At 43.7% G+C, this 26,781-nt stretch carries 28 protein-coding genes and 1 pseudogene; 11 read left to right on the forward strand and 18 right to left on the reverse strand.

Translation table 11 applies throughout. From position 1 onward, the window contains the following. The 8 genes from AB4507_RS11865 to AB4507_RS11900 form a co-directional block, all read right to left on the reverse strand. On the reverse strand, positions 1-817 hold an 817-nt coding region (locus AB4507_RS11865; protein WP_372129143.1), incomplete at its 3' end, for a LysR substrate-binding domain-containing protein. A 200-nt stretch (positions 818-1,017) separates the two neighbouring features. After that, complete coding sequence (locus AB4507_RS11870) at positions 1,018-1,197, reverse strand: hypothetical protein (RefSeq protein WP_017059095.1); 180 nt, start codon at positions 1,195-1,197, stop codon at positions 1,018-1,020. Positions 1,198-1,260: 63 nt separating this feature from the next. Further along, positions 1,261-1,986 carry a metallophosphoesterase gene (locus AB4507_RS11875; RefSeq protein ID WP_372104631.1) on the reverse strand — a complete coding sequence of 242 codons (726 nt, stop codon included), beginning with the start codon at positions 1,984-1,986 and terminating at the stop codon, positions 1,261-1,263. A gap of 79 nt (positions 1,987-2,065) precedes the next feature. Beyond that, entirely contained in the window at positions 2,066-2,560 is a 495-nt protein-coding gene (locus AB4507_RS11880) for a YcxB family protein (RefSeq protein WP_017059097.1), read from the reverse strand. Positions 2,561-3,015: 455 nt separating this feature from the next. Then, positions 3,016-5,010 (reverse strand): choice-of-anchor X domain-containing protein, encoded by a 1,995-nt coding sequence (locus AB4507_RS11885; RefSeq protein WP_050645342.1) that lies wholly within the window; start codon positions 5,008-5,010, stop codon positions 3,016-3,018. Positions 5,011-5,022: 12 nt separating this feature from the next. Further along, positions 5,023-6,540, reverse strand: coding sequence for an esterase/lipase family protein (locus tag AB4507_RS11890; protein ID WP_372182733.1), 1,518 nt, complete (start codon positions 6,538-6,540; stop codon positions 5,023-5,025). A gap of 489 nt (positions 6,541-7,029) precedes the next feature. After that, positions 7,030-8,127: a nickel/cobalt transporter gene (locus AB4507_RS11895; RefSeq protein ID WP_017067870.1), complete on the reverse strand. Its 1,098-nt coding sequence runs from the start codon at positions 8,125-8,127 to the stop codon at positions 7,030-7,032. Between the two features lie 94 nt (positions 8,128-8,221). Beyond that, a complete protein-coding gene (locus tag AB4507_RS11900; protein ID WP_372182735.1) occupies positions 8,222-8,944 on the reverse strand; it encodes a DUF1007 family protein in 723 nt (240 codons plus the stop codon). Between the two features lie 475 nt (positions 8,945-9,419). On the opposite strand from AB4507_RS11900, the gene AB4507_RS11905 reads away from it, so the two are divergent. Together AB4507_RS11905 and nqrM are read left to right on the forward strand one after the other, a co-directional pair. Continuing rightward, positions 9,420-9,866, forward strand: a complete 447-nt coding sequence (locus AB4507_RS11905) for a NifB/NifX family molybdenum-iron cluster-binding protein (RefSeq protein WP_017059102.1) — start codon at positions 9,420-9,422, stop codon at positions 9,864-9,866. After that, complete coding sequence (gene nqrM, locus AB4507_RS11910) at positions 9,863-10,060, forward strand: (Na+)-NQR maturation NqrM (protein WP_009846971.1); 198 nt, start codon at positions 9,863-9,865, stop codon at positions 10,058-10,060. The genes AB4507_RS11905 and nqrM overlap by 4 nt, the downstream gene beginning before the upstream one ends. Positions 10,061-10,123: 63 nt before the next feature. Here the strand turns inward: nqrM and AB4507_RS11915 are convergent, their stop codons facing one another. Further along, positions 10,124-10,402, reverse strand: a complete 279-nt coding sequence (locus AB4507_RS11915) for a DUF134 domain-containing protein (protein ID WP_029235478.1) — start codon at positions 10,400-10,402, stop codon at positions 10,124-10,126. Between the two features lie 34 nt (positions 10,403-10,436). On the opposite strand from AB4507_RS11915, the gene AB4507_RS11920 reads away from it, so the two are divergent. Both AB4507_RS11920 and AB4507_RS11925 read left to right on the forward strand, forming a co-directional pair. After that, positions 10,437-10,886, forward strand: a complete 450-nt coding sequence (locus tag AB4507_RS11920; RefSeq protein ID WP_017065470.1) for a PaaI family thioesterase — start codon at positions 10,437-10,439, stop codon at positions 10,884-10,886. A 34-nt stretch (positions 10,887-10,920) separates the two neighbouring features. Continuing rightward, positions 10,921-11,049 (forward strand): annotated as a pseudogene (locus tag AB4507_RS11925) (ABC transporter substrate-binding protein); the annotation flags it as partial. Positions 11,050-11,092: 43 nt separating this feature from the next. Here AB4507_RS11925 and AB4507_RS11930 read toward each other — a convergent pair. Beyond that, a complete protein-coding gene (locus AB4507_RS11930; RefSeq protein ID WP_004734817.1) occupies positions 11,093-11,296 on the reverse strand; it encodes a hypothetical protein in 204 nt (67 codons plus the stop codon). Between the two features lie 359 nt (positions 11,297-11,655). Here AB4507_RS11930 and pnuC point away from each other — a divergent pair, with 359 nt between their 5' ends. From pnuC to AB4507_RS11945, 3 genes are all read left to right on the forward strand, one after another. Then, positions 11,656-12,390 carry a nicotinamide riboside transporter PnuC gene (gene pnuC / locus AB4507_RS11935; protein WP_004734818.1) on the forward strand — a complete coding sequence of 245 codons (735 nt, stop codon included), beginning with the start codon at positions 11,656-11,658 and terminating at the stop codon, positions 12,388-12,390. A gap of 8 nt (positions 12,391-12,398) precedes the next feature. Further along, positions 12,399-13,127 carry a nucleoside phosphorylase gene (locus tag AB4507_RS11940; protein WP_372182736.1) on the forward strand — a complete coding sequence of 243 codons (729 nt, stop codon included), beginning with the start codon at positions 12,399-12,401 and terminating at the stop codon, positions 13,125-13,127. A 125-nt stretch (positions 13,128-13,252) separates the two neighbouring features. Next, positions 13,253-13,933: a Crp/Fnr family transcriptional regulator gene (locus AB4507_RS11945; protein ID WP_017067876.1), complete on the forward strand. Its 681-nt coding sequence runs from the start codon at positions 13,253-13,255 to the stop codon at positions 13,931-13,933. A 152-nt stretch (positions 13,934-14,085) separates the two neighbouring features. Here AB4507_RS11945 and AB4507_RS11950 read toward each other — a convergent pair whose 3' ends face one another. The 6 genes from AB4507_RS11950 to AB4507_RS11975 form a co-directional block, all read right to left on the reverse strand. Next, the gene (locus AB4507_RS11950) at positions 14,086-15,789 is read right to left on the reverse strand and encodes an FAD-dependent oxidoreductase (RefSeq protein WP_372052225.1); all 1,704 of its coding nucleotides are present in this window, start codon (positions 15,787-15,789) and stop codon (positions 14,086-14,088) included. Positions 15,790-16,057: 268 nt separating this feature from the next. Continuing rightward, positions 16,058-16,960, reverse strand: coding sequence for a VirK/YbjX family protein (locus AB4507_RS11955; RefSeq protein WP_372182749.1), 903 nt, complete (start codon positions 16,958-16,960; stop codon positions 16,058-16,060). Between the two features lie 320 nt (positions 16,961-17,280). After that, positions 17,281-17,424, reverse strand: a complete 144-nt coding sequence (locus tag AB4507_RS11960) for a hypothetical protein (protein WP_017059112.1) — start codon at positions 17,422-17,424, stop codon at positions 17,281-17,283. 25 nt (positions 17,425-17,449) lie between these two features. Beyond that, on the reverse strand, positions 17,450-17,725 hold the full coding sequence (locus AB4507_RS11965) for an HU family DNA-binding protein (RefSeq protein ID WP_065584244.1): 276 nt from the start codon (positions 17,723-17,725) through the stop codon (positions 17,450-17,452). Positions 17,726-18,081: 356 nt separating this feature from the next. After that, positions 18,082-18,777 (reverse strand): VC0807 family protein, encoded by a 696-nt coding sequence (locus AB4507_RS11970; RefSeq protein WP_017059114.1) that lies wholly within the window; start codon positions 18,775-18,777, stop codon positions 18,082-18,084. A 321-nt stretch (positions 18,778-19,098) separates the two neighbouring features. Continuing rightward, positions 19,099-19,671: a YceI family protein gene (locus AB4507_RS11975; RefSeq protein WP_372083620.1), complete on the reverse strand. Its 573-nt coding sequence runs from the start codon at positions 19,669-19,671 to the stop codon at positions 19,099-19,101. 295 nt (positions 19,672-19,966) lie between these two features. Here AB4507_RS11975 and AB4507_RS11980 point away from each other — a divergent pair, with 295 nt between their 5' ends. Together AB4507_RS11980 and AB4507_RS11985 are read left to right on the forward strand one after the other, a co-directional pair. Continuing rightward, positions 19,967-20,683, forward strand: coding sequence for a DUF1826 domain-containing protein (locus tag AB4507_RS11980; RefSeq protein ID WP_017069837.1), 717 nt, complete (start codon positions 19,967-19,969; stop codon positions 20,681-20,683). Between the two features lie 343 nt (positions 20,684-21,026). Then, complete coding sequence (locus AB4507_RS11985) at positions 21,027-22,913, forward strand: methyl-accepting chemotaxis protein (protein WP_372182738.1); 1,887 nt, start codon at positions 21,027-21,029, stop codon at positions 22,911-22,913. 106 nt (positions 22,914-23,019) lie between these two features. Here the strand turns inward: AB4507_RS11985 and AB4507_RS11990 are convergent, their stop codons facing one another. After that, positions 23,020-23,421 carry an ACT domain-containing protein gene (locus AB4507_RS11990; RefSeq protein ID WP_372182739.1) on the reverse strand — a complete coding sequence of 134 codons (402 nt, stop codon included), beginning with the start codon at positions 23,419-23,421 and terminating at the stop codon, positions 23,020-23,022. Between the two features lie 144 nt (positions 23,422-23,565). Beyond that, on the reverse strand, positions 23,566-24,459 hold the full coding sequence (locus AB4507_RS11995; RefSeq protein WP_017069834.1) for a LysR family transcriptional regulator: 894 nt from the start codon (positions 24,457-24,459) through the stop codon (positions 23,566-23,568). 160 nt (positions 24,460-24,619) lie between these two features. Here AB4507_RS11995 and AB4507_RS12000 point away from each other — a divergent pair, with 160 nt between their 5' ends. After that, positions 24,620-25,519 (forward strand): Vmh family MBL fold metallo-hydrolase, encoded by a 900-nt coding sequence (locus AB4507_RS12000; protein WP_372182741.1) that lies wholly within the window; start codon positions 24,620-24,622, stop codon positions 25,517-25,519. Between the two features lie 293 nt (positions 25,520-25,812). Beyond that, positions 25,813-26,628 (forward strand): TauD/TfdA family dioxygenase, encoded by an 816-nt coding sequence (locus tag AB4507_RS12005; RefSeq protein WP_017059123.1) that lies wholly within the window; start codon positions 25,813-25,815, stop codon positions 26,626-26,628. Positions 26,629-26,781: the final 153 nt, after the last annotated feature.

The raw sequence follows: 26,781 nt of genomic DNA on the forward strand, positions 1-26,781 counted from the left end.
TTAGGAAACAAAGCCTTTGTACGTCCACAGATTCAAGATTAACAAATACACATCCCTCACTGCGTAAATCACGAATTGCATGCGGTGCGATAGATACACCTAAGCCAGAAGAGACTTGGGTTAACACGGTTTGCATGTTGTTGGGTTGTTTTTTTATATTTGGAGAGAATCCAGATAGGTCACATTGAGTAATGATGGAGTCAAATAATCCTACCGCTTGTTCACGTTCAAATAAGATGAAAGGGTCTTGCTGCAGTTGTTTCATTTGAATGGTGGTGTATTTAGCCAACTCGTGGGTGACGGGCAAAACAGCAACAAGCTTATCTGTATAAATCGTCACCGAGGTGTAATCATCAACAAGCAGGTTCGGCAGTGGGCGAGAGAAGCTAATATCGATCTCTCGTTTGTCCAGAGCTTCGATCTGTTCAGAAGCCGTCATCTCAACAAGATCAACATCAATATTGGGGTTTTCAGCAATATACTGTCGAACTAAACGAGGCAAAAAGCTCAGAGTTGCGCCTCCAAGATAACCAATAGTTAAAGTACCAATACAACCAGAAGAAGCTCGAATTGCGGACTGTTTTGCTTGTTCCGTTTGTTCGATGAGTCTAATCGCATCTTTAAGTAAGTGCTGCCCTGCGGCGCTAATGACGACTTCGCGAGATGTACGGAAAAATAGGCTCACTCCAAGTTCGTGTTCAAGGCTTGTGATATGGCGGCTAATGGCAGGTTGAACGGTATTTAACTCTTTTGCAGCTTTTGAAAAACTGCAATGTGTCGCGACAGCCACAAAGCTTTTTAGTACTTTGATTTCCATATAGCCTCAATATAAACCTAGGTGATAAAAAAGCGCTAACTTGCGCCTATATTGCTTTTATTATCAATCACAAAGACCTTGCTAGCAAACCTTAGGGTAATAACGTTTGCAAGGCTCTGGTCACTTGTGAGAGTGGGGCGATAATCCTACGTATTCAGCTTTCAAGCTTTCTGTTTTCTAGATAATTCTTTTTCAAACTTTTAGTTTTCGAGCTCTTCGTTTTCGAGATTGCGCCGAACTAAATCGTGCATTTGTTTTACAGTCATCAGTGCTAACCAGGTAATTTCTTCTACTGAACGTTGACCCGTTGTGGAAGTTGGGTTGTGGGCTTCAATCACAGATTGATAAATTGAATCGCCGCAAGCCTCTTCTATTGGCATAGCTCTATATAGTTTGGTTTATTTGAAAGCTAATCTATGAGGTTTAAGACAGTAAGATAGGGTTCAAAAATAGACAGCTTGGTAGTTGATGGAATCAGTACAGAACGAGATTCGACTTAATCCTATCTTCTCGCTGCGATTGTATTCATTGATCGAGTGGTCAAAGCCATAGGCTGTCGACGGGGCCATATATTGAGTTATGCCTTGCTGTGTCGCTGTTATTTCATCATGGCCATGACCGCAGAACACGTCACGAACGCGATATTTTCGAAGCACTTTCATCACATCAGTATCGTTCTCTAGGCGGATCGCTTTCATCCAATCTGCACCGACTGGAATGACAGGGTGGTGAACAACCACGATAGGATCATTGGCCTTTCTCAATTGTTGTTTTAGCTGAGCCATGCCGCGGTTATCAATACGCCCTGAACCAAGTGGGTGGCGGCTGTCTAGCGGCTTGAAGCTTGAGTCTAGGAACACAAACTCTCGTTCACCGATGGTGGCTTTGTCGGTGACATAAATCGTCGAGCCTTTTAGCTCTGTGCGCATTAAGCGAGAGTCATCATGATTACCCGCAATCACGTAAATGGATTGGTCGCTAATGTGTTGCCTAATGAATGCCTCTAATCGAACGTAGTCGCCAGACTTTGGGTTACAACAAATATCACCAGTCAGAAAGATGGTCTTGCATGCCGTGTTTTTGTTGACGTATTCCAGTGCTCTGCGCAGGTTCTCATAGCTGGATTCATCGGAAAGGTGGCAATCACTGATTTGGTACACGGTATTCATTGTTATTGTCCGGTAATTCGATACGTAGAATTAAAAGTGATAGAAAAATGCCTGCTAAATCAGCAGGCATTTATTGGTGTTATTTCGCTTTTGATGCGGCGTGGTGTTCAATCATGAAGGCAATAGCTTCATCGTTTAAACAAGATTTACTCACATATTGGCGCTGTTTACCGATATGCAGGATAAAACCAAGATCGGTCTGCTCAAGTTGGTCGATGTCACTCCACGCGATGGTGTTGGTCGCTTTGTGGTTTTTGTAACTTACTCCGTTAGCGTCACCTTGAAAGACAATTTTGCTGCCTGCGCCTGAGCTGATTTTTTGTCGCCATAACCACCAGGTTCTTTTGCAGTACACACTGAATGCTTCAATCACACTCAAAACAATAAAGAACCAGCCAACATAGCCGTTAGGTAATAGTTCAAACTCCAGCAGAACCACACCAAAAATAAGAAACAGTATTCCTTTTAAGTAGGCTTTTGGAAATTGAGTCGGAAGGCTAGTTTGATCATAACACTCCGCGAAAAACGTCTTGTCGAGTTTGTATTCTGTAGTGAAACCGGGTTCTTTAGACATGTGAGGCTACTTTATGGTTCTCTGTGAATGGGCTGTCAGTGGGCAGGTGTCCCACGCTGCAATTTTGCAACTTGATTATTGTATCGCTTCTCACTGTTTTTATTTAGATATTTTGGCTCTGTTTTGTAAATCGATGATACTTAACGGGTCTATTCTAACTTTAGCTATCAGACTAGTGTAGGGGCATCTTTAAAGTCACCTAAAAAATTGGTGATGGGATGGATAGACCTGTGGAGTCACCCGGTTGTTGGGACTACTGGCATTTTTGGATAAAACTTCGATCTCATTTTGTTGGTTGATGGAGTCTATAGTGATTAGTGTGCTTTATCACTGCTGTTGAGGGTGCTCTAACAGAATAAATATATGAAGCTTGCAAAGTTCATCACCGTTCACTCTGAGAGGCCATACCCAAAGCGATACCTTGGGCATGGCCTTATTCTATTTCAGTTTTAGGATCAGTACTCGATGAATAATGACACCTGCTTAACGTTAATGAAGAAACTTCTTTCATAGGGAGAAGAGGTAAGAGCAATATCTAGTTTGTTCAACCCAGACACTCTCTTCTCATTTAATGCTTCTAATAGTTTAGAGTTGGTAAACCTAAGCGTTTGACCTGCTTCTACGTTGTTGAATGTAGTGAGTGGATTACTCCATGCTGCACATATTGTAAAAGACTCACAGAACGTGTCGTAATCCAGTGTGTTTGGAGACCAAGTTTGATTAACGATATGCGCAGTCACATTGTTGAATGGAAATTGAAGGGTTGAATCTCCGAAGTCAACAATAAGCGTAGCCTGTTTGATTTTCCCTCGAACCTCACTTAAGTCAAAACTCGCTAGTGTTTCGTAGTCGTATGGGATTGAAGCCCCCGCTCTCAAGTAACCACCGACACGATGTTGCGTGACTTGTGTTGCCGGGGTTGCTTGCCAGTTTTCTCTTTCCAAACCGAATAGGTTAGAGGGGAGGGTCACATTCACTGGCGGACTGAAATCAGAGGCTTGGTATGGTGGAGTTTGACCGAGAACTCCTTGTCGATAGGAGTCAACGCCACTGTAGATTAGCAGTGCGTTCAGTTCATAAGGACCATCGGCTTGCTTAAACGTGTCACCAGGAACGGTAAACTTGATGGTGTTTTCGCCAGCCTCAAGCGGTTCTTGGAAACTCACTAGCTCTAAATACTCTCCGGCTGCACCAACGATATTTACCGAACCTGTGTAAGTTCCACTGCGCGTAACATGGATAGGAAACTCAAAACTCAGCGAATCAATGTAGGTTCCATCTTGCGACATAGTCGGTGTGGTGACTAAACTCCCCGTGACTTCAATCGGTTCGCGGCAACGCTCAAAAGATGCTAAATCAATAAATTCTTCAAACTGAATTCGAGGGGCTGAAATTCGTATGTCATCTTGAGTGATTGCGTAGATGATCGTCGGGTTGGAGGTCAAAGTAGACGCTGAATCAAACGCGCCAAAAATATCTTCAGTTGAGTACTGTAGAGTGACGATTTGCTTCGCAGGTTTGAGTTGCAGACGTTTGCTTGTGTTCAGCTCGTCAATTCCATCGGTGAGGTAACCATGAATGGCAAAATCCCCCGCGGATTTAACATCAAGTTCCAAGCGCTGCTCTAAGGCAATAACACAGCCTTCAGAGGAAAACAGTGGAGCGAGTGAGAGGCTGACAAATTCAATGTCAGAGGGTAGTACGTGGATTTTTTTACTTGTCTGGCGAGTGATAGTTGTTCCATATTCTTCAAAAGATGTTATGCCTTCAATTAGATAATCCCCTTCAGCGGGTGGAACGAAAATATTGCTGTAGACACCATCTTTAGCAATAGCATCGAAATTGACACCCTCATCTTTAAGCGTCAGGCGTGTTTTTATTCCAGCTTCATCAATGATCACTGCGCTGGTTTGGGCACCTGTGATTGGATTCCCTTTGTTTGTCAGTAATGCAGAAACGGGAACTGGTTCACCGACCACAAATTGGTTTGCAGCTATCGCCATGCCAAACGCAATAGGGGATTGGATCGCAACCTGAGCAATAATTACTGTGTTGTAACTTGGGTTTGGAAAATCAACGACGATCTTCCATTCGCCAGGTTCAGGGTTAGTTACTTCAGGCAAAAATAAATAGCTGCCCGGTAGCGGCGGACTTTGTGTGTCACCTGAAAGTATGTTCGCTTGCACATCATTGGATGATGTTGCGACTTGCCCGTTAGGCTTGACTAAATATACGGTTGCATCATCCAACGGCACGATGATTTCTGCTTTTAGGGCTTCCGCTTTGTCGATGGTAAATAGCATTGTGACTTCGTTATCGTTACTAGTCACTGGTTGAGATAGTGTCGTGCTTGTACTCATCCCAACGGGTATTGCATTACTGGCGATAGCCGGTGTGATGAAGGTACAGAAAAGACTGAACACCATCACTAATTGCTTGATGAATTTCATTGTGGCCACTCCTTAGCGCATTGAAATAATTTGTTGTAGAAAACGTTCAACGTTTTGTCCCGTTTTCATTGTTGAGTGGTTAGCCAATACGTTACCCAATGCATTGGTATAACTTGGGTTAGCGCTTGCCAAGGTCACAACAACATCATTTTCTTGCGGTACTGTTTGAATGGCTTGGTAACTGACTATGGTGATTGGATGAGCTTGTGGTCCATGCACACTTGGCATTGTGACCGATTGAGTTTGAGTATCGAGGTAGGCCGCAGAACTAAAGCTTCTTAGCGCCTGCCAAGCGGTAACGCCTGCCCAACGCGATCCCCATGGGAATAGGCCAACGATATCAGGATCTTTCTCAATAACACCGTCTTGGTTGAGATCGGCATTTGCCCCAATAGAAAATGTATTTGCAATATTGCCGCGAGTACGCATTTGGATCGCGTTTGATGCTGTATCCGTTGTTAGATCACGGATACCAGGCATTTTAGGCCCCGCAAACGGAATATTTGGGAGTTGCATGTACTTGCCAGCGTAATTATTTGGATCGGTACTGACGTTACTGTAGATATCGGCGTAGTGGTCCATTTTTATCACCGACAAATCTGCTGCGACGCTACCAAGGTGAGGTGTGGAGAAAGTAGAAAGGGAGGTTATCTCAAAGGAAGGGCTAAGTGCTTTGAGGTTTTGGGTATCTAGCCCGCCTTTACTGTGTGCAATGACGTGAACTTTGTCGGATTTCAACTCATCGAGAAAACCCTGAATTTTGTTGTTCAAGATATTAGCGTTAGTCGCTGTGGTTCCATTTTTGTCAGCAGAGAAACGAGTATAACGAATGCCATAGTCATCAAGTGTAGAAAGCACGCCTGGAGCCGTATCATCATCCCAAGTGTCTGATTGTGCAGCAATGCCATGAGCAAGAATCACAGGAATGGCAACATCAAACTCGATTGAGACCCAATCGACAAACATACACCAGTTGTCTCCCGTATTGCCAGTATCAATATCGACGCGAATCTCATTGTTTTGGCCGAACTTGACATCACTGATATCGACTTGAAGGTTAGTATCCGTCCAACGGTTATCAGCGCCTTGCAGCGTACCTAAAGACTTTCCGTTAAAAGATACGATATCTATTTCTGGAGCAATATTACTGACGTTGGCATTGGAGTCTATGTCGAAGACCGGCATGCTAATCCTTGCGTTAGAACCGAGAACGCCTTTTTGCTGCATATCGCCCAGTTTACTTGGGGCAATTCTCCCGTCACTTTGTAAAACGTTGGGGCTGACAACCATAGGAACAGGTAAAGAGATAAGTAGAGGTCCGCCAGAAGCATAGGTACAACCGGTATCCAGACCAGGACCAGAATTGACAACATAAACGCCGAGTACTTCTTGCGGTGGGGCTATCCCAGAGCTTTGTGAACGCATCGAGAAATTACGCAATTCGTGTGAATCAGGTATATCTTCGGCACTCGCGAAACTCGGAGAAAGTAACAAAACACTGAGCGTGGCGCTCGGAATGTATAGTTTCATTTGTTTACCTTTGAGTATAGGTTATCCAAGAATTTGGTTGAAGAAAGCTCTATCTGTAGTTGTAAGGTAAAGGCTTGGAGTTTGATGTGAAATTTATTGGGTATAATTTCGGCTTGTTACTCAATTGATAAAACTGCTGCTCTATTTTTTTTCAAAATAGGAAGAGTGCGATCGTAGTTTCTGGATTGCGGAAGTTATGTCCTTATTTTCAAAAGGAGGGGGATAGTGCTCTAATATTGTTAGAACAATCTAAGTTAGTTTATGAAAGAGTAGCTAAGAATGGGAAAATCAAAGTTGGATGTAGGTTTGTTACAGAACTACATAGAGCGCGCTGTTCTGAATGGCTGACTACTAACCTAACTGGCTGTGCAAAGTTAGGTTAGTAGAAATTATGTGGCTGTTAATTCAGATTTGAGAGATAAGGGCTAGTGTTTTTTAGTAAAAATGGTAAAGGTCGCAATAAACTGAGGTTTGTTATTACATCGTTCGCTACATAGTGAAAACAGGCGACATACCGCTGTCTTGTCCACTCATTAGCAACAAGCCAATTAAGACAAGTAAAACACCACCGAATAGCTGTAAATAATGACCTGCGGCTTTTAGTGAAGCACTGTTATTCTTGTTACCTGCTGCCAAATAGCGTTTTACCAAGTTCTTGCCTGTTAGTGTCATTATAGCAATCGTCGAGGTTGTGAAAGCAGTACCAATCGCCATGGCAAAAGCACTGACAACACCCATCCAATATAGGCCAACCATGTTTGCGAAAAGCAGTACCATGATGGCTCCGGTGCACGGTCTTACGCCAATCGTCACTATAATTCCAGCATATTCTCGGAGCGTTGAGGCTTTGTTGATTGCGTCTGCATCGGCTACATGCTGGTGGCCGCACCCACAGTCGGCATGAGAATGATCTGCATGAGTGTTAGCTGCGGCTTGCATTGTGCTAGTAGCGTCGATTATCGGAGAAGGGGCTGATATTGATGAACGAAGTGCCATTGGCGAACGCGCTGAAATTGTCGCAGCTGTGTCTGTTGCGAGTGTAGTGATGGCTTTCACTTTCAGCTTAGGCTTACGCATAGCGGTGTAGATGTTTTTCAAAGCCTTCCAACATATAAGTGCGCCGACGACCGCGACTAAGGCAAAGCTTAATGAAACAAACATATTCGCTTTGTCATTCACTACTCGCATGGAAGCACTAAAGCCCCACAGCAACACGCTTACTAGTAAGATTGCGACCAATGCTTGTAAAAAAGCGGAGACGACCGTAAGCACTAAACTCGCCTTGGCTTTGGTTGGGTGAGTCGCTAAGTAAGTCGACACGATAACTTTGCCGTGCCCAGGCCCCAAAGAATGAAGCATGCCATAGATAAAGCTGAACCCGATAAGGTAACTGCCTGCGCCCCAAGGGTTGGATTTAGCTTCATAGAGCAGGTCTGCAAGTTCTGAATTGACTTCTCTTTGCCATTGAATGCTAGAGATAACTAACGATGGCCACATGGACCACAGTTGATACGCACCAATAGCAATAAGCACGAACGCGCCAGCACCAATGAGGTAGTGATTGATTTTGGATTGATTTTTCTTCATTTAACAAGAACCTATATCTGAAATCTTTCTGTTAATTAGTTGCCATGCTTAATCAGCTAGACGCTGACTTAAAGGCTGAAACGAACCACTGCGACTAAGAAGCGGGAACCGCCGCACAATGAAGCTCAACCGATTGTGTAAACAGTTGGCCTAGCGTGTTATCTGGATCTGCATCGACAGGTAAAGACATTACATAACTCATTTGCTCTGGCGTCGGGTTAGGCTCGATTAATTCTAAATGGCATTGTCTTGCTAGTTCAGGTGACAATGTCACGTCGCTGTTGGATAGCCACGACATGTCGACAAAGTAACTAGGGTCAAAAATCAATACGCGAAGCGAGTTTCGTGTCACAGGCTTAGGTTTAGAAAGTGGTAGGTCAAATGTTAGAACCATCTTGGCTTTATCACGCTCAAACTTTGCGTTCTCAACCACCTGATATTTGATGGGCTCTTCACCATCATAAAAGTACGTGAAGTAGTGCTCGTACATCATGTTTTCGATTACAGACGCAGCGAGCTTTTTGAATGTTTCAGTTTCTGTATCGGCAGAGACGTCTTCTCCATCCAACATGTACATCGAGGTCATTGCATCAAAAGACCACTCCATAGAGAGACCGGTGATCATGCCATTCTCTCCCTCAATATGAGTTTTCATCTCTATCCAAGAGTGAGGGTGGGCATATAGATTTGGCGCAAAACACAATAATGCTAGGCCAACAGTCAAGCCCTTGAGAGAGCGAAAGCATGTCGAGAAACGGCTTACATAGCGTGTGGAGAGGCGATTGATGACATCGATTAGAATAAATGGCTGTTTCATGAGAAATGATGGTAATTTAGTGTGATGTTATATTATAACAACTCGATGCGTTGTTCACTTCAAATTATAAGCTTGTTTACATTGAAGCCGACTGCAATTCTTGATTTTCAATCCAACCTATTTTTCCTATAAACATCTTTGATTGATCCCTAATTCGACATTATTCAGACTAGTGTGTGACGTTGAATAGTCGATTAAGCTCTCGGTTGTGCGAGGCCTTTTTGTAATGGGTTTGAGCTTGGCTCTTGATAACAGGCATTAACAACGCAAAAAATACCCCAAGTAAAAATACTACCCCCTAGTATATATGGTTATTTGAAAGGTAACTGAGATAGGCTGAAGATGACGCTAAGTTTGGGTGCTTGTGATCTTAGTTATCGATCCAGTAAATCTTATTTTTCACATGATAATTATTGGCATATGCCAATAATGGGGCGTATGCTGAACTCCTGATCATCAATAACAGGAAGTTACTATGTTATACGCAGTACCTTGTCGCGACCTTCATGTTGGCAACCACTTTGCTCGTTCCCCACAGATCGCGATTGTCGATGAACAACGACAGATAAAACAGATTGTTCCTTTGATTGACTCCGACACCTCTTGCAATAAAAAGAAGCAATGGATTTCGGTTCTCCGTTCTTACGATGTGAAATCTGTGGTGGTTCGTTATATTGGTAAGAAGATGCTGGCGCACTTGTTCAATAACGATATTCGAGTCTTGGCATCGACAGGTAAGGCAGAAATCGGGGCTTTGGATTTCGACAATCTACGGGAAGTGACCGATCTCGATTATGGTCGCGAGCCGAGAAATAGTGGGTGTGGCAATAAAACGTGCGGCGAAAACGGGCACAAAAAACAAGCTTCGATTCTAATGGTACAGCCTAATCAGCTAGGTGCTATTCGAGGGTTCCGACAATGACCTTTTTGTTGACGCTATTGGGGTTTGTCGGAGTCGTTACATTGATGGCGATAGGCGTGATTTTTTCGCGCAAGCCAATCAAAGGTAGTTGTGGAGGACTCGCACAGTTAGACATTGAGCGAGAATGCAATTGCAAGGATGTGTGTGAAGGGCAAAGCCGAAAGTTATATCAGATTACTGAGCCATCAAGCTAAGTATCGAAGTAAGCATCAGAGTTCTCGCTCACTGAGTTAAATAACTTCTGGCTAACACGTTAATTAACTACTTTGAATCACCAACGCGTGACCATTGACGATGCACTTGGCGACTTTAGCTCGTGCACGCTTGATAATGTTGCCGAACGTTTGGCGAGACACCTGCATTTGTTCAGCGGCTTCAAGCTGGCTCAGGCCTTCTTGATCAGCCAAGCGCAAGGCTTCGAGCTCTTCCAATAGCAATTCTTCTTTATGAAGCTCGTCCATAGGAACACCATTGGGCTTAAAACAAGAGTAAGCCGTACGGGTACACAACTGGCGATGTTTTTTTGGTCGAGCCATATCAATCTCTAGCAATCTATGGGTAAAGGTAAGTATGAAGGTTTTCATTCCACACAATCATCGGCGTTGCCAAGTGTGCAGCCAAGGTTTTTTCAACGACAGCGCCATTTGTTTTGAAGCTATTGGCGAGCATGACACTTTAACTAAGCATGAGGCAGTAGCTAAATATAAAACCAGAGCCAAGATTGTACCAACAGATAAAGCTGAGGGCTACGATGGCATCATGCAAGGTGGCATTGTCACTACACTGCATGACAGCGCGATGTTGCATTGTCTATTTCAGAATGATATCAAGGCGATGACGGTGAGTTTAACCTCTCGTTTTCATCATCCGATTTTGATTGGTCAAGAACTGGAAGTTCGTGCCCAGTGGGTGAAAAGTAGACGTAATATCTACTTCCTAGAAAGCCAAATTACTCAGTGCGGAAAGTTATGTTCGTCGGCACAAAGTCAGTTTATGTCAGTTTCTAGCTATCAAACTTAAGCTTGGTATAGCGGTGTTGTTTTATCAGTTATAAAAGTCCAACTACGGTTTCATAGTCACTGAAAATAACGTGTACGAAGAAGAGATTAACCGCGCCCTGTTGAAGATTCGTGAGTCACGAAAGTGGCGTAAAATCTTGGTCGACTATTTTGCAGATAAGTAACCGAGTTTAACTGCTGACTATCAGGCATTTCTAATGCCTATCCTTAGAGTTGTTCTGAACCAGAGGCTTTGTTCTTTTTGAAATATTTGAACGCTGTCCAAACGACATAAGCCGCAACGCCCACAATCAATGCAGAGCGAAGGAGAATGGGCGCATCATGTTCAAGCTGGCCAACATGCGGCACAATACTGGCAAACAATCGACTGGTAAAAAACAGCCCCATTACTAACATAACAATCTTATTCATGTGACCTGCCATTCAATTGAGTACGTTGCACAGAATGAGTTATGTTGGCGATTACACGGCCAAAAACGATTCTGCTCGAAATAAAAGCATGCGCTTCTCAAGAGCGCCCGTCAACGCGACATCAGCTTAAAGCCAGTAAGCTAAAGTTTCGTTTTTGGAAGTGATTTGTTCTGCTGTTGGAGTTTCGAGTTCAAGACTGTTGTGAGGTCGATGACACCTTTCTGTGAATTTGATTTTCCGGAATTATTATTCTGATTTATGATCGCATGCAATCTAGGGGGGGACAAATGTCCTCCTCTTTGTTTCTATCGGCGCAATAAGATAGGTGCTACAAAAATCAAATAATAAAGGACACCCCGATGGATCTATTCGCCCTACTTGATATCAATAATACCTTAGTCAATATCCCAATAGGGGATGGCTACGCGATGAGCTGGATTGAAGCATTCGGCACCGTATTTGGGTTGCTGTGTATTTGGTTTGCAAGCCAAGAAAAAACCATTAATTACCTGTTCGGGTTACTGAATGTCACCTTATTTGCGGTTATCTTTTTCCAAATTCAGTTATACGGACTGTTACTGCTTCAACTCTTTTTCTTCTGCGCCAACATTTACGGCTGGTACGCATGGACACGCCCTAATGAGCAAGGTGAAACGCTAGAAGTTCGCTGGTTGAGCCAAAATAAGCTGGTGGCAACGGCTGCAGCCTGTGCGATTTCGATTGCACTGCTCACAATGTATATCGACCCATTCTTCTTTGCGTTGGCAAACATCGCGGTTGATAGCTTGAATCTATTTGGTGCTGATTTAACGGAACCAGTACTTGAACCTGATGCGTTCCCATTCTGGGATGCCACGATGACCATTCTATCTATTGTTGCTCAAGTTCTTATGACTCGTAAGTATGTTGAAAACTGGATACTGTGGATTGTGATTAACATTATCAGCGTTGGTATTTATGCGACGCAGGGTGTGTACGCAATGTCTGTTCAATACGCAATCTTAATGTTTATTGCGGCAAACGGTACTCGTGAGTGGGCACGCACAGCTAAACGAAACAGTGATAAATCGTTAACTCAAGCAACGGCTTCTTAGGAGTGAAGATGGCAAAGCAACCTCATATCTGCGTTGATGAAACGCAAATTGCTCCGTTAGTTATTGTTTGTGGTGAGCCAGATAGAGCGAATCGAATCGCTAACTTGCTTGAACATGCTGAACTGGTCTCTGAAAACCGTGAATATCGAATCTTCACTGGTCAATATCAAGGTAAAGCGATATCGGTTTGCAGCACGGGCATTGGTGCACCTTCAATGATCATTGCGGTAGAAGAGCTTAAGTTTTGTGGTGTGACTCATATCATCAGAGTAGGGTCTGCAGGCGCAATGCAGTCACATATCGGGCTTGGTGAGCTAATTATTGCAGAGGGCGCGGTTCGTGATGAGGGGGGATCTGCGGCTTACGTTAAACCGTCGTATCCCGCTTATGCAAGCTTCTCCCTGCTCAAAGAGCTAGATGGGTTCTTGCAGCAGCAGTCAACACCTTACTATTTAGGAACAGTGCGCTCACACGATAGCTTTTATACCGATGATGAACAGGCGCTTTGTCAGTACTGGAATGGCAAAAGCATTTTAGGTGCAGACATGGAAACATCCGCGTTGTTTACCGTTGGACGCTTGAGAGGGCTTAATGTCGCTTCTATCTTGAACAATGTTGTCTTGTACGAACAAGATGTAAAGGAGGGCGTTGGGCAATATGTCGATGAGGCAGAGGTAATGATGCAAGGAGAGCGGCTAGCGTCATTAGCGGCACTGGAAGCATTAATTACTCAATAAGAGCCTGAATAAATGCAAGACGAAAGCGATGGGAGACCGTCGCTTTTTTATTGGGTTCTCTCCTGTGGTTTAAGTGGTTACAATCGTTTGAATATAAACAGCAGTAATGCAGTGAGAGAGTAAGTATGAAGATTGCACCATACTCAAGCGGACGCTTTAAAAACTACTTAGAACAAAAAAGCTCTGAATTTAGAGATCTCATCTACCAACACCAAGTTAACTCTCGTTACTTCAATCAAAATGATGAAATCCTACGTCAAGGTGAGCAGCTTCAGTATCTTTATGTAGTGCCCGCTGGAAGAGTCTCTATGAGTATTTCGGCGGCTAATGGGCGACGCTTTCAATTGGGCGAAGTGAATTGTGATTATCATATCTTCGGTGAGATGGAGTTTTTCACGCAGACCCCTTGTCAGTGGAACGTAGTGGCTGATGAACACATGCAAGTTGATGTTATTTGCATTCAGAGATTAGCAGAAGCACTACTTGAAAATCCGGGGATGATGTTCTTCTTTGCCTCTGCATTGGCGGAAGATTATCAAGACTCTATGGGTATTTACACTAACCGTCTTTTACACTCAATTACCTACAATATTGCGTATGATTTATTGGTTCAAAGCGAGACTAACACTGTGTTAGGCGGTTTCGATAAAGTGAATCAAGAAGCAGAACGATTTGGTACATCGAGCAGAGTGTATCGAAGAGCGGTTAAAGACCTATTAGACAAGGGTTTCATCAGAAAAGGAGATCAAGGGTTAGAAATTGTCGATCAGCGAGCACTGCAAGCTTTTATTGACTCCTACGAATAATAAAAGAGCTTGGCACTTACTTAAATGCCAAGCTCGGTTTTTCAATGTTTACTATTAACTACTCGCATCTATTTATGAGCGACTTTCTCTCAGCAACTAGCAACTAGCCCGTAAGTGTCCGCGCACCATTACCGGCGACTAAGTATTAATCCTTAAGCTTTTGCATACATGAGTGTTCTATAACCACCGATTAAGTTGCGTGCTTTAAAGCCGTTGTTGACGAGTTGGCGATAAGCCACGTTACCACGTAACCCGACTTGGCAGTAGATTACAATCTCTTTGTCTGCTGGGAGCTCACTCATTCGATCACGCAGTTGGTCGACAGGAATGTTGATTGCGCCTTCAATAAAGCCACCATTTTCTAGTTCGCTAGGGTTACGAACATCGAGTAGGAGTTGGTTGTCGCTTAATGTTGCAATCTCATCGAAATGAATAGGTGTCGCGTCACCTTTAATAATATTGTTGGCAACAAATGCGGCTTGGTTGATCACATCTTTGGCACTGCCATACGGCGGCGCGTAAGTGAGCTCAAGGTGTTGAAGCTGCTCTACAGTCATGCCTGCACGTTGGGCAACAGCCATCACATCAATTCGTTTATCGACACCATCTTTGCCCACTGCTTGCGCACCAAAGATTTTGCCTGTTTTTGGATCGAACAACATCTTGAACGAGACAATCTCAGCGCCAGGATAGTAGCTAGCGTGGCTTGCGGTATGCACATAGACTTTTTCATAGTCTACGCATTCGCGCTTCAACTGTTTTTCATTTTTCCCTGTTGAGGCAACGGCGAGGTCAAAAATCTTACAGATAGCCGTGCCTTGTGTACCTTGATAGGTTTCACTGCGTCCAAGCATATTGTCGGCAGCCATACGACCTTGACGGTTAGCAGGGCCAGCAAGCGGAACTAGAGTTTGTGCACCTGTTACAAAGTCTTTTTCTTCCACCGCATCACCCACAGCGTAGATGCTAGAATCGCTGGTCTGCATCATTTCATTGGTGTAGATACCACCTAGTTCACCAATTTGAAGTCCTGCTTCTTTGGCCAACTTAGTCTCAGGGCGCACACCGATAGCCATGATTAAGATATCAGTGGTTAGCGATTCACCATTGCTGAGAGTAAGATTTAGTTCACCTTCAATATGCTGATGTTCAGTATCTTCACCAGAGCCGATGCTGGCTATCTGCTCATTCGGCATGTACTCGATCGCTTGAAGAGCAACGCCTAGTTTAAGGTCAATACCTTTCTCGCGAATTTCAGCGTGAGCAAAACCAGCCATTTCACGGTCGACAGGTGTCATCACCTGATCTGCCATCTCAATTAGCGTGGTTTTAATTCCCAATTGGTGGAAGGCTTCCATCATTTCTAGACCGATGAATCCACCACCGACAACCGTTGCGTGTTCTGGCTTGTTCATCTGGATCGTTTGAATGATACGATCCATGTCTGGAATGTTACGTAGCGAATGGGTTAGTGGGTTATCAATACCAGGGATTGGCGGTACGATAGGACCTGCGCCTGGGCTAAGGAGCAAGAAGTCGTAGCTTTCAGTATACTCGCTATTATCCAATAGGTTCTTAACAGTAACCTGCTTGTTGTGTCGATCAATGGAGATGACTTCGTTCATCACACGAACATCAACGTTAAATCGAGCTAAGAAGCTTTCCGGAGTTTGCAGGAGGAGCTTGCTTCTGTCCTTAATGTCGCCACCTATGTGGTATGGCAAGCCGCAATTGGCGAACGAGACGAAACTTCCTCTTTCGAACATGATGATTTCGGCATCTTCATTCAAGCGACGAGCCCGCGCGGCGGCGGATGCACCTCCAGCTACGCCACCGATGATTACAATTTTAGTCATACGTTTACCTATTACTGTCTCTAAGTTTAACTATACAAATTGCCGAGCATAGAGCTTGTATCTTCTTAATGATCAGTACTGGCTGGTCGCCGGCGATTGAGTAGTTTTCGAAATACCTAGATACTATAAAGATGTAAATTAGCATTGTCTAATATTTATTTTGAAGCTATCACCTCGGGATTGAGCGTTTGGTCCAAGGGCTGTGATTAGACTAAAGCACGCTAGTAAAGGTAATACGCGTTAGCGAGTCGAGTACAGGTTAGCCAAATTAACTGTCATGAGCATAATGAACAGGATCATGGATGTGCTGACTGATTACGTTCTTCAGATCTTGTTCATACAGATCTAGCCAGGCATAACGCTCGCGATACAACTTACGCTTTTGACGTTTTAGAGCTTCAAGATCTTTCCTGTTCGGGTTTGTCGGGAGACGATAGAAATAGTTATCATACACCTGTCCATCGTGCTCTTCCCACAGACTGTCGTATTTAAGGCTGATGTCTTTGTTTTTCTTACCGTAGCGTAATGAGTTCGAGACATGACCAGACTCTTTTACCGCATAGATATTGTCGATACCCAAGTTAATAGCGAGCAGTCGTAGTGTTTCTACCATGAAGGATTTAGGTCTTAAACCGTAAAAAGCTTTGGTGAATGTGCGGCTAAATCCATTGTCATTGGCGCCACCCTGTATACCGCCGATGTAGATGTTGTTGTCGAAAACAGTAAACGAAATGGTATACATTTTTTCGAGTTGAGAGTTGGTCAATGAAATTGTCAGTTCACCTTCTTTTCTCGCGTTTCTTTCGAAGCTGAGATTAACCAGATAAACGTTGTCATCTATCTCAAGTTTTAAAAGATTGAGCCTTTCGTTATAGATTTGGTGTCTAGCTTCTGTTGCGAAGGTGTTTTCAAACCAGTCGTAGTGTTTGGATAAGATATCGATCTTTTCTTTATTGCTAAAGCCAGTACATAAGTAGGGAGTCACAAATTTAGAAAGGAAGTTGGGTTGCTTGATAAATAATAACTTTCTCTCTTCAGAGTTGAAATTATTACTCATTTTTCGAGTAGCTGAATAATAAAACAGGGCTCGAATAGTAAACTTAACTATCGCTTTGTACTTACCCTTATTTTTATGGGTATTTGCTTCAATCCCCATGCGAACGACATTCATAATCACCTCAAAGAAGAAGGATTGCTCGAACATAGTCGTGTCATGAACCCTTCCAATAATCTCACCAATAACAAGAAAATGATGATAGTGAAAAAGGTGATTTGGGTAAGTATGGATATGTATAGCTATGTAACTCAATCAGTTACTTAGCGTTCATATTTTGGACAGATGTGTTTGTCGCTTTAGTGGGGAGGGGTATCAATGTTATTTATTAGAGGCGCTTGCTCCTAAATCAAAAATGCCACTACAAATCTGCAGTGGCATTAGAACGATAACAAACTATCACCTTGCTTAAACCTAAACTTTAGTTCTTATATAAACTAAAGTTCTAACAGTTTAGCCAGTTCACGCTCTTCGAGAAGCTCTTCAATGCGTTGACGAGTCTTAGGCGTTTCGGCTTGCGCTTTAGTCGACTTGCCTGCTTTTTTGCTTCGGCTCGTTTTCGCTTTTTCCTTAGTCGTCATCGTAATCTTCCTTGTGTTTTTTGTGTTACAGGTTGCACGTCTCTTTTAGTGCCTTGCCCGCTTTAAATGCTGGCGTCTTTGATGGGGCAATCTGAATCTCTTCTCCGGTTCGCGGGTTACGACCAGTGCGAGCAGCTCGAGAGTTAACTTTAAAGCTACCAAATCCAAGGATCGATACGTCATCACCGTTCGCAAGCGAAGTAGAGATACCTTCAACTAGCGCATTTAGTGCTGTGCCTGCTTGGTCTTTTGAGATGTCTGCAGAAGTCGCGATGTGTTCAACTAATTGAGATTTGTTCATTATCTATATTCCTTATTGAGTACGGCTGGCGTCTACCTTTAGCACCTAGCTTATGCGATCTTATCAACAGCAATTGAAATAATGTCAGTGAGCGGGTAGAGCTTTGTAAAGTAACCAACAGAATTGACTATAAAAGCATCTGTCGGTTCAATCAATGCAATTCATTGATTATTATTGGTTTATAGACATGTTGCCCAAATTTACTTGAGAAAAGAGCATTAGGGTTGCCCGTTCGATTCATAATCCAAATCGAAGCTGTCATCTATCACGTTGATAACGAAAGAGTAAAAACAAAGAAGCCCAGCTTAATTGCTGGGCTTCATGTTGTGCTGTCAGAGCGATTTGTTAATTCAGAACTATTTAGTAATAAAAATTTGTTCTGTTTCTAGTGATGTCATCGTGCGAACTTGACGCCAAATGTAGTAGAAAATACCTAACATCATCAGCATGCTTGGGATGGCGATTGCTGGGTAGCTGTAAAGTGTCAGCTTGCCAAGTTCTTCATTAAAGGCAGCGGTGCCAGCAGGGCTAGTCACAATCCAAGTCGCTAGGAAGTAGTTCATAGCTGAAGAAAATGCGAAAGTACTCGCGAATAGGTAGTTGGATGTCATTAGACAACGATCAAACTTTGCTTGGTTACCGAACTGCTTTAGGCGCTCTTCAATAAGAGAGATATTTAACAGGGCCGGTGTGAAGATAACTTTCTGGATAAACGGGTAGCGGGTGAAGGTTGAGCCAAGAACCGCCAAACCAATTAGACCAGGGATTAATGCTTCTTTTAGTGCTAACCAACGAGTGTCTAGCTCAAAGAAACCAATACCGCCCGTCAATAGCACGCTTACAAAGCCGAGCGCAGCGATGAAGTTGAACTTCTTATTGCGGATTAACTCCATGCCACCATAAGCAATAGGGAAGGCAAGGGCAACAAGCAAAGCTAAGCCTGTTCCGAGATGCTCATCTCCACTGAACTTCATTAAAATGAATGAAGGAAGAAAGACGTTAAACACGACTTCGAAAAGAGGACTCGATTTTTTGTTTTCTGTGTTACTCATAATTTCTAAATACATTATGTTATGGATTTGTTCTCAGGGATTGTTGTTTACCTCGCCCAAGATGTAAAGCCTTAAGGCGTCATGCTGTGTAACGACATGTGACATCAACGACATCTCTGAGCCTATATAACGCTCAATTTAATACTTTGTGAGGGATGTTTATCTGGCCGACTTGGGGAAATCGAGTGGAAATTTTGGTTTAGTTTATTCAAACCTAATTCAGTTTATTGCGTTGTCGCGTACTCTCACTCACATTCACCGCTCTTAAACGATTGATGAATGTGAAATGAGGCAGAACAGAAAGGAAGAGTTATAAGCCCATTATTGGTCGAAAAGTAGGTTAAAGCTCAAAGGGATTTGGTCGGAAATCGCTAATCCACCCACGGTCGCTGAAAGTTTGTTTAGATTCTCTGTAGATATCCCAAAATCAGCTCCATTGACGATGATTGTCGAAGCTGAGCTAACCATGACAAACCCTGAGGATGGAACCACCACAACTGGGAAGTCGATCGTTTTGGTTACGCCGTGTAAAGTAACTTCCGCTGCTACTGTTGTTCTTTTTGGATCACCAGATAGCATCGACGGTTCAACCTTCCCAGAGATCTTCACTTCAGGAAAAGTCATCGATTCAAAGTAGAGTTCATTCAGTCTCTGGTCACGAATAGCGACTCCGGTGCTCACGCTTTTCAAGTCCAATACTATTGAAAACTGACCCTCTTCGGTAAGCCCTCCAGACATAGGTTTGATGGATGCGGGCTCGACAATAAACTGCTTTTTAATGGTCGCGAATGTGATGTTCGATAACTTCGGATCTAATGTGTAGCCCGACTCCGCGAAAGATTGAGCGGAGATAGCGGTGCATAGGAGGCCGAATGTAGAGATTAGTTTTTTCATAAGTTGTCACCAGATTGATGAATTCACAGGTTTACGTTCTTGAGTCGTACGTTTTTAAAATGACTTTTTGGAAAGAGTGATTGAGAGAAGCTTAGTTCAGCATTCGAAAAATTACCGCAGGAAAAGAAGAGCGTCGCTGTATTACTGGAATCATGATCGACGAAGTGACTTGTTTAATTTTGGTTATGTTATAACATAACCAAAATTACTCTTGCCAAGAATAATTACTCTTGCCAAGAATAATTATTCTGTTGGTAAAAGGGAAGCGATGAGCATGTCTCAAGGAGACGACGTAATGAATGCCGTGTTAACCAAGCCTTTGGCTACCAATAGCAGCCAGCCACTCAACATTAGTTCAGCTGTGAGTATTCAGGATAAGGCAAATCACAAGCCAAGCTTGAGTGCTTCTGAGCAGCCAACGGTATTAGCGGATATCTACCAAAGTGATATTAATATAGCGGTATGGCAGCGACAGTTTGATGAAGGCTTAACGACGGCAATTAGTGAATTTATCGCCTTGAATCCAAACTTTAGTAAGTCTGTTAGCGTGTCACCTGAAAATGCTTTCGATAAGTTGGAATTTGCCACCGATGGCACCGCCTCTAAAGCGCTGTTAGAAAACATGGCAGAGCTGGTGGATATGTTCTGTTGTTTGTTTGAGCTTGAAGAAGTCGGGTTGCGTTTAGCCGTTCTGAATCAAGCGATGTGCCCACGTTTCCATTTTGATCAAGTGCCTTGCCGCTTGGTGACAACTTATCATGGTGTTGCGACTCAATGGTTACCAAACGACTTAGTCGACCGTTCTAAGCTAGGGCTAGGGGCTAACGGACAGCCTGATTCTGTTTCAGGCCTGTACAACGACGAATCTGACATCCAGAAAATGGCCAGTGGTGATGTTGCGTTATTAAAAGGGGAGCGTTGGAGTGGCAATGAGAATAGAGGCCTTGTTCACCGTTCACCAGTCACTTCATCTGACGAAACACGATTGCTGTTAACGTTGGACTTTGGTTGATCAACTTTTGACTATTTAGTTCGCAACCTGTTTCTATTCAGACGTTCAACTCATTTCAATACCTTCCTAATGAGCTAACGGCATGGCGCGATCTGTGCCGTTATTATTCTCAAACAGAGACACTCATCAGCTGACCATGTTTAGCACATTAATTCAAAATTTAGAGTTTACCATTCTCTAAATCAATGGTTTACGATGCGTGCACTTACTCACATATATCAATATTTCAGTTCCTAATCGGTTTCTTAATTTATTTTAAAGCGTAAAATATATCCCGCTTGCAAACCGCTTTGGCAATCAATTTGTTCGCCACGGTTTATTACTTCCAAATTATAGGTTTCCTATGTTCAAGAAACTCTCGCTTAAAAATAAGCTGGCGATTTCAGCCAGTATGGCCATTATCCTGGGGGGGATTTTGGTCGAGGCATTGTCTTTTCGTGCTTCACTGCAAAGGTTGGATATTGAAGTTGAACAGCGCTTAGAGGGCGCATCGGCTTCGTACAATCAATATGTATCGGATTGGATCTTATCCAAAGAGCGTGCGCTTACTTCTCTTTCGAAAGAGTCCAAACAAGAAAGCTTGGTGACTCATCTAAAACAGGTTCGTGACTCAGCCTCTTTTGATAATGTCTTCTTGGCATTTCCTGATGGTTCGCAAAAGAACGCGAACGGTGTTGTGTTGCCACCGGGCAATGATGATCCACGCGTATGGGGTTGGTACACCAATGCGGTTGCGAACCCAAGCAAGGTGTTCATGGATAACCCAACGGTTGCTGCAGCAACTGGGGCGAACGTTGTTTCATTAGGAACAGCAATGCAACTGCATGGGCAACAGGTTGTGTTGGGTGCTGATGTAGAAATTACAGACATCTTAAACAGTCTAGAGCAGGTGATTCTTCCAGGTGAAGGTTACATGTTCATCGCGACCAATAAGGGCACGGTTTATACGCACCCTGACACTAAGTTACTGAACAAAAACATCAGCTCACTTGGGTTAGATTTTGCGGACGTACAAAAGGCGCTGACTAGCGGTAAAGACACTTCTATCGAGTTGAATGGCAGCGACTATGTTCTGTACGCACGTGCGATTGATGGAACGAGCCTGATTACTGTGAGCGTTGTTAACCATGACTCTCTGGTTGCGCCACTATTTGATGCAGTGATTGGTCAAGTGTTGGTGACGCTACTTGTGGTGATCGTATGTACCATACTGTTTAACCTTTTGTGTACTATTCTATTCCGCCCGTTGAACCACGTTTCTCAAGCACTGGCGCAAATCGCGAATGGTAGTGGTGATTTAACTCAACGCATTCATGTTGAAAACCAAGATGAAGTGGGCGAGTTGGCTCATAACTTCAATACCTTTGTTGGAAGCTTACAGCAGTTGATTGGCCATATCCGTGGGCAGTCAGAACAGCTAAACAGCCAGTCAGAGCAAAGTACTCAACGTGCGAACCGTTCTGTGGATGAGCTTAACCATCAACAGCAAGAAATCACAATGGTGGCAACGGCTGTAACGGAAATGGTCTGTGCAACTCAAGAGATTGCATCGCATGCCGAGCAAACAGCAAAAGCGGCACAAGACTCAGCGACAAGCACTAACAGTGGTCACGCTCTGGTCGTCGACACTAAAGGTTCTATCAATAACCTAGCCAATGAAGTGAACGAAGCAGGTAATGTGATTAGCGAACTTAACAAGCATGCTCAAGAGATCTCGACTGTACTCGCAACGATTCAAGGCATTGCAGAGCAAACCAACTTACTTGCTTTGAATGCTGCGATTGAAGCGGCTCGTGCTGGTGAACAAGGTCGTGGCTTTGCTGTGGTTGCTGATGAAGTACGTGTGCTTTCGCAGCGCACTCACTCTTCAACAGAAGAGATCAAATCAACGATTGATATCCTGCAACGCACGACAGCTCAGGCGGTTGAGCTGATGGAGAGCAGTTCTAAGTTGGCAATACATTCAGTAGAAGATGCCGATCGAGCTTCGCATGCGCTTGAAGAGATCAATACTGCAGTTGCTTTGATCAGCGATATGGCGACTCAAATCGCGACGGCTGCTGAAGAGCAAACACATGTGACGGGTGAAATTACCCAGAACGTGACGACCATTAAAGATGTTACCGACCACTTAGTTGTGGGCGCACAGGACAGCTTAACTGAGTCGAACGAACTTAAGAGCCAAGCCGCTGGCTTAAGTGACAAAGTGGCGACTTTTAAGCTTGCTTAACTGGTTCGCTCACTGATGCCTGATCAGTGAGTGCACGTTAAGCAATAAGCCAAAGCGACGTAGATTACGTCGCTTTTTTTGTATTTGTGAGTAATCGAATTCTTTACTAATCTACTTCTGAAAACTCTTTCAGCGCACTCATTGCAGCTTCTGCTTTGTCTTTTTGAACGAAGATGTGGTCGTGATAGTAGCCCGCAACCACGTTAGCGCTAATGCCGTAAGAGCCAAGCTTTGTCGCAAACGCCGCCGTTAATCCAACCGCTTCAAGGCTCGAATGTACCGATAAAGTGATAAGGCTAAATACACCGTCGAAGTTTAGCTGAGCTTTGGTCGCAACTTCTTCTTTCAGAACCAGTGTTAAACCTTCTTTCTCACGAAAAGTCGAGATTGGATTGAGCTGAATATAGTCTGCCAATCCCCCGCCTACAGTACAAAAAACATAGCTCCCGTCGATTAATTCTGGTGACATGGATTTCAGTAGAAGGTCTAGGTCGGTAATGGCAGCCATAGTCAGTTTCCCTGCGTGAATAAGCTAATTGATGATGTATGCAGTCGCGATAGAAGCAACTGCAGTTAAGTAAAATTAATGATTTTAATTCTGCATCAGTTTTACTAATGGCAAGTTTTCCTCCTTAGTGATGGCATCGTACTTCTACCAACTTGTCGATTGTTCCATCTCGTCAGATAAATGGTCGATAAAGGCTCTTAACAGCGGTGTGACTTGTTTACGCGTTCCATAAATAGCATGAACACCGAGCGTTTTAGGTTGCCATTCAGAAAGCAGTGGCACTAATAGACCATCACGCATCAAGGTTTCCACTGAAGGGAAGGGCAGTAAACAGATACCGTTGCCTTTGAGTGTGGCAGAAAGCAGAACCTCTGAGGTGTTTGCACTGATATTCCCTTTAATCGGAACCGATTCGAGCCCATTGGGGCCATTGAACGTCCAAGCGGTTTTGCCAAAGTAACTGAACGATAAACAGTTGTGGTGCGCTAGATCTTGGGCTTCTGTGGGTGTGCCTTTCTCTTTTAGATATTGAGGCGATGCGCAAATCACGGAGCGGCATTCACCGATCTGCTTCGCGACAATATTGGGCGTCAGTTCGTTGGTTATGCGAATGGCCAAATCGATGCGTGACTCAACCAGGTTGACGGTCTGATCAGTCGAGATAATGTCGATAGAAACCTCTGGCCATTTGGCGATGAAGCGACTAATTGATTCCATCAAGAAGCTATCGACAATCGAGTAGCTCGCAGTAATACGCAGCTGACCTTTTAAATGCTCTCGGTTTTGGTTTCTGATCCCAGCTAGGGATGTTTCCAGTGCCAAAAGTTCTCTGGCGACCTCAAGTGTTTCTTTACCTGCGCTGGTTAAACTCAAGCTTCGTGTTGTTCTGTGAAGCAAGCGTGTGTCCATCCATGCTTCTAACTCACCCAAATAACGAGTGACCTTGGTTCGTGAGAGATCAAGGTGCTCTGCCGCTGCGCTCAAACTGCCACGTTCCACTATGGTGACAAAGACATTCATTGCCTCGAGTTTATCCATTGTTTTATTGCCTAGAGAATTAAACCGACCTCAGTATATGTCCGAAAACTGCAATAGTTAAAGTCAATTTGATATCTATTTCATCTAAAAACAATCAAATAAGATATTTGGACATTCAACGAGTTGGCAGGTGTTCAACTCCAAGTATCGGAATAAAGCCATGAATACGTTATCGAAAAACCTGTTATCAAAAAGCATGCTTTTAGGAACCATAAGCCTAGGAACCGTGCTGGCATCAAGTGTTGCTTTAGCTGTGGATCTGAACATCACTCACTATAACCCCGGTGAGAACGCGATATTCCCTGCAAGCTCGGTATTGGTTTCGGGTGAGAAAGAAGTGATTCTATTTGACGCACAATTCAGTGTCGCAGACGGACAAAATTTGGTGGAGCAAATCAAAGCCACAGGCAAAAAATTATCGATGGTTTACATCAGCAGCGGCGACCCAGATTACTACTTTGGTTTGGAACCGATAGTTTCGGCATTTCCTAACGTTAAAGTCGTTGCCAGTGAAGCCGTTGTCGCGCATATCAAACGCACCAAAGATGCAAAGCTTGAATACTGGGGGCCTATATTAGAAGGCAACGCGCCCTCTAAGGTGATTGTTCCAATGGTGATGAACGACACAACATTAAGCATCGAAGGTGAAACCATCGAAGTGAAAGAGATAAATACACACCAAGCTTACCTATGGGTTCCGTCTGAAAAAACGGTGTTTGGTGGCGTGTCGGTGTATAGCGGTGTGCATGTATGGATGGCAGATACTGCATCGAAAGAGATTCGTAGCCAGTGGTCACAATCGTTGAAGCGTATGAAAGCACTAGAGCCAGAGGTTGTAATTCCGGGTCACTATTTAGGTGAAATGCCAACAGGAATAAATGCAGTTCACTTCACGAAGGATTATGTGGCTGATATTGAAAAAGCGTTGGCGAGCAAAAGTAATCCAACATCGGTCGAGATCAGTGATTACATGAAGAAAGCCTACCCGAAATTTGAGGCTACGGAAGGCGATTTAGAACTTGGCGCGAAAGTGCTAAGCGGCGAGATGGCTTGGCACTAGAGTTGATTATCTCGGTTGTGTCCCAGAACAGTCTGAAGATTGTATGCTAGATTTATTGGTGATACACAACTGGAGATATCGATGATCTGGCTTTCAGTGAAAGTACTACAGATTGGACTTGTCTATGGATACAGGAAGTATCAAAAAACGAAAAGAGCTCCAGCTTAGGAGCTCTTTTTTTGTTTCGGAGAGACGACTTTCTATTTCAAGTGAGAAAGAAAATCAGCATTTACCCGGTTTACTGTTAGTAGTCAGATCCGCCCTGCAACTCAATATCACCAATAAGCGAAAGTATGTTGAAAATAGAACCCATTACTCCTCACATCGGCGCTCGTATTCACGAACTAGAGCTTTCTACATGCAGTGCTGATGAACTCGATAAGGTGTATCAGGCACTTATTGCCCATCAAGTGATCTTTCTCGACGGGCAGACTTTGTCTCCAGAACAACACTTGATGATTGCACAGCGCTTTGGAACGTTAGAACCTGCACATCCTTTCTTCCCTCGCGTGGAAAGTGCGCCACAGGTGAGTGTGATTGAAACAACCCGTGGCAATGCGCCAAAGGAAAGTTATTGGCATACCGACTTAACGTGGCGCAGCTTGCCGTCGAAAGCTTCCCTGTTGCATGCTCAACACATTCCAAGCATTGGTGGTGACACTATCTGGTGTTCTATGACTGCGGTTTTTGAATCTCTACATGAAGATATGAAAGCTAAGTTGAGAGGGTTGTCGGCGACTCATTCGCTTGTGGCCTTTGAAGGTATAGAATCAGAAGACATTGATCTCGATTGGCACAAATCCTTGATTAAAACAGCACAGGAGAATCCGCCAGTGGTTCACTCTGTTGTTCAAGTTCATCCTGAAACGGATAAAGAAACGCTCTGTATCAATGAACAGTTTACTCGTTATATCAACGAACTCGACCGCAAAGAGAGTGATGTTTTACTCAGCCAACTGTTTGAAATTGCGAGACGCCCTGAGTTTCAAGTTCGTTTCAAATGGGACAACGGCTCAATGGCGATCTGGGATAACAGGGTAACGCAACATTACGCAGTGATAGATTACGGGGATACTCCAAGAAAAATGCATCGAGTAACAGTGACATAGCAGTAAGCTGAACACAGTTATCAAAAGAACACCGCGCATGCCCATCCCTGAACCAAGCACTCGTACTTAAATTTAAGCGTCAGCAGGGTGCATCATTCATCTACGCTTAATAATAAAAACAAATGCGTTGGTACATATTTGATTGAAACCTCA

Origin of the sequence: Vibrio sp. 10N.222.54.A3, from assembly GCF_041474095.1 — a bacterium.
Taxonomy (GTDB): Bacteria; Pseudomonadota; Gammaproteobacteria; order Enterobacterales; family Vibrionaceae; genus Vibrio; species Vibrio crassostreae_C.

What these genes read in the sequence shown, in the direction of transcription:
- AB4507_RS11870 (WP_017059095.1), bottom strand. Translation starts at nt 1,197, where the DNA reads ATGCCAATAGAAGAGGCTTGCGGCGATTCAATTTATCAATCTGTGATT.
- AB4507_RS11875 (WP_372104631.1), bottom strand. Translation starts at nt 1,986, where the DNA reads ATGAATACCGTGTACCAAATCAGTGATTGCCACCTTTCCGATGAATCC.
- AB4507_RS11880 (WP_017059097.1), bottom strand. Translation starts at nt 2,560, where the DNA reads ATGTCTAAAGAACCCGGTTTCACTACAGAATACAAACTCGACAAGACG.
- AB4507_RS11885 (WP_050645342.1), bottom strand. Translation starts at nt 5,010, where the DNA reads ATGAAATTCATCAAGCAATTAGTGATGGTGTTCAGTCTTTTCTGTACC.
- AB4507_RS11890 (WP_372182733.1), bottom strand. Translation starts at nt 6,540, where the DNA reads ATGAAACTATACATTCCGAGCGCCACGCTCAGTGTTTTGTTACTTTCT.
- AB4507_RS11895 (WP_017067870.1), bottom strand. Translation starts at nt 8,127, where the DNA reads ATGAAGAAAAATCAATCCAAAATCAATCACTACCTCATTGGTGCTGGC.
- AB4507_RS11900 (WP_372182735.1), bottom strand. Translation starts at nt 8,944, where the DNA reads ATGAAACAGCCATTTATTCTAATCGATGTCATCAATCGCCTCTCCACA.
- AB4507_RS11905 (WP_017059102.1), top strand. Translation starts at nt 9,420, where the DNA reads ATGTTATACGCAGTACCTTGTCGCGACCTTCATGTTGGCAACCACTTT.
- nqrM (WP_009846971.1), top strand. Translation starts at nt 9,863, where the DNA reads ATGACCTTTTTGTTGACGCTATTGGGGTTTGTCGGAGTCGTTACATTG.
- AB4507_RS11915 (WP_029235478.1), bottom strand. Translation starts at nt 10,402, where the DNA reads ATGGCTCGACCAAAAAAACATCGCCAGTTGTGTACCCGTACGGCTTAC.
- AB4507_RS11920 (WP_017065470.1), top strand. Translation starts at nt 10,437, where the DNA reads ATGAAGGTTTTCATTCCACACAATCATCGGCGTTGCCAAGTGTGCAGC.
- AB4507_RS11930 (WP_004734817.1), bottom strand. Translation starts at nt 11,296, where the DNA reads ATGAATAAGATTGTTATGTTAGTAATGGGGCTGTTTTTTACCAGTCGA.
- pnuC (WP_004734818.1), top strand. Translation starts at nt 11,656, where the DNA reads ATGGATCTATTCGCCCTACTTGATATCAATAATACCTTAGTCAATATC.
- AB4507_RS11940 (WP_372182736.1), top strand. Translation starts at nt 12,399, where the DNA reads ATGGCAAAGCAACCTCATATCTGCGTTGATGAAACGCAAATTGCTCCG.
- AB4507_RS11945 (WP_017067876.1), top strand. Translation starts at nt 13,253, where the DNA reads ATGAAGATTGCACCATACTCAAGCGGACGCTTTAAAAACTACTTAGAA.
- AB4507_RS11950 (WP_372052225.1), bottom strand. Translation starts at nt 15,789, where the DNA reads ATGACTAAAATTGTAATCATCGGTGGCGTAGCTGGAGGTGCATCCGCC.
- AB4507_RS11955 (WP_372182749.1), bottom strand. Translation starts at nt 16,960, where the DNA reads ATGAATGTCGTTCGCATGGGGATTGAAGCAAATACCCATAAAAATAAG.
- AB4507_RS11960 (WP_017059112.1), bottom strand. Translation starts at nt 17,424, where the DNA reads ATGACGACTAAGGAAAAAGCGAAAACGAGCCGAAGCAAAAAAGCAGGC.
- AB4507_RS11965 (WP_065584244.1), bottom strand. Translation starts at nt 17,725, where the DNA reads ATGAACAAATCTCAATTAGTTGAACACATCGCGACTTCTGCAGACATC.
- AB4507_RS11970 (WP_017059114.1), bottom strand. Translation starts at nt 18,777, where the DNA reads ATGAGTAACACAGAAAACAAAAAATCGAGTCCTCTTTTCGAAGTCGTG.
- AB4507_RS11975 (WP_372083620.1), bottom strand. Translation starts at nt 19,671, where the DNA reads ATGAAAAAACTAATCTCTACATTCGGCCTCCTATGCACCGCTATCTCC.
- AB4507_RS11980 (WP_017069837.1), top strand. Translation starts at nt 19,967, where the DNA reads ATGAATGCCGTGTTAACCAAGCCTTTGGCTACCAATAGCAGCCAGCCA.
- AB4507_RS11985 (WP_372182738.1), top strand. Translation starts at nt 21,027, where the DNA reads ATGTTCAAGAAACTCTCGCTTAAAAATAAGCTGGCGATTTCAGCCAGT.
- AB4507_RS11990 (WP_372182739.1), bottom strand. Translation starts at nt 23,421, where the DNA reads ATGGCTGCCATTACCGACCTAGACCTTCTACTGAAATCCATGTCACCA.
- AB4507_RS11995 (WP_017069834.1), bottom strand. Translation starts at nt 24,459, where the DNA reads ATGGATAAACTCGAGGCAATGAATGTCTTTGTCACCATAGTGGAACGT.
- AB4507_RS12000 (WP_372182741.1), top strand. Translation starts at nt 24,620, where the DNA reads ATGAATACGTTATCGAAAAACCTGTTATCAAAAAGCATGCTTTTAGGA.
- AB4507_RS12005 (WP_017059123.1), top strand. Translation starts at nt 25,813, where the DNA reads ATGTTGAAAATAGAACCCATTACTCCTCACATCGGCGCTCGTATTCAC.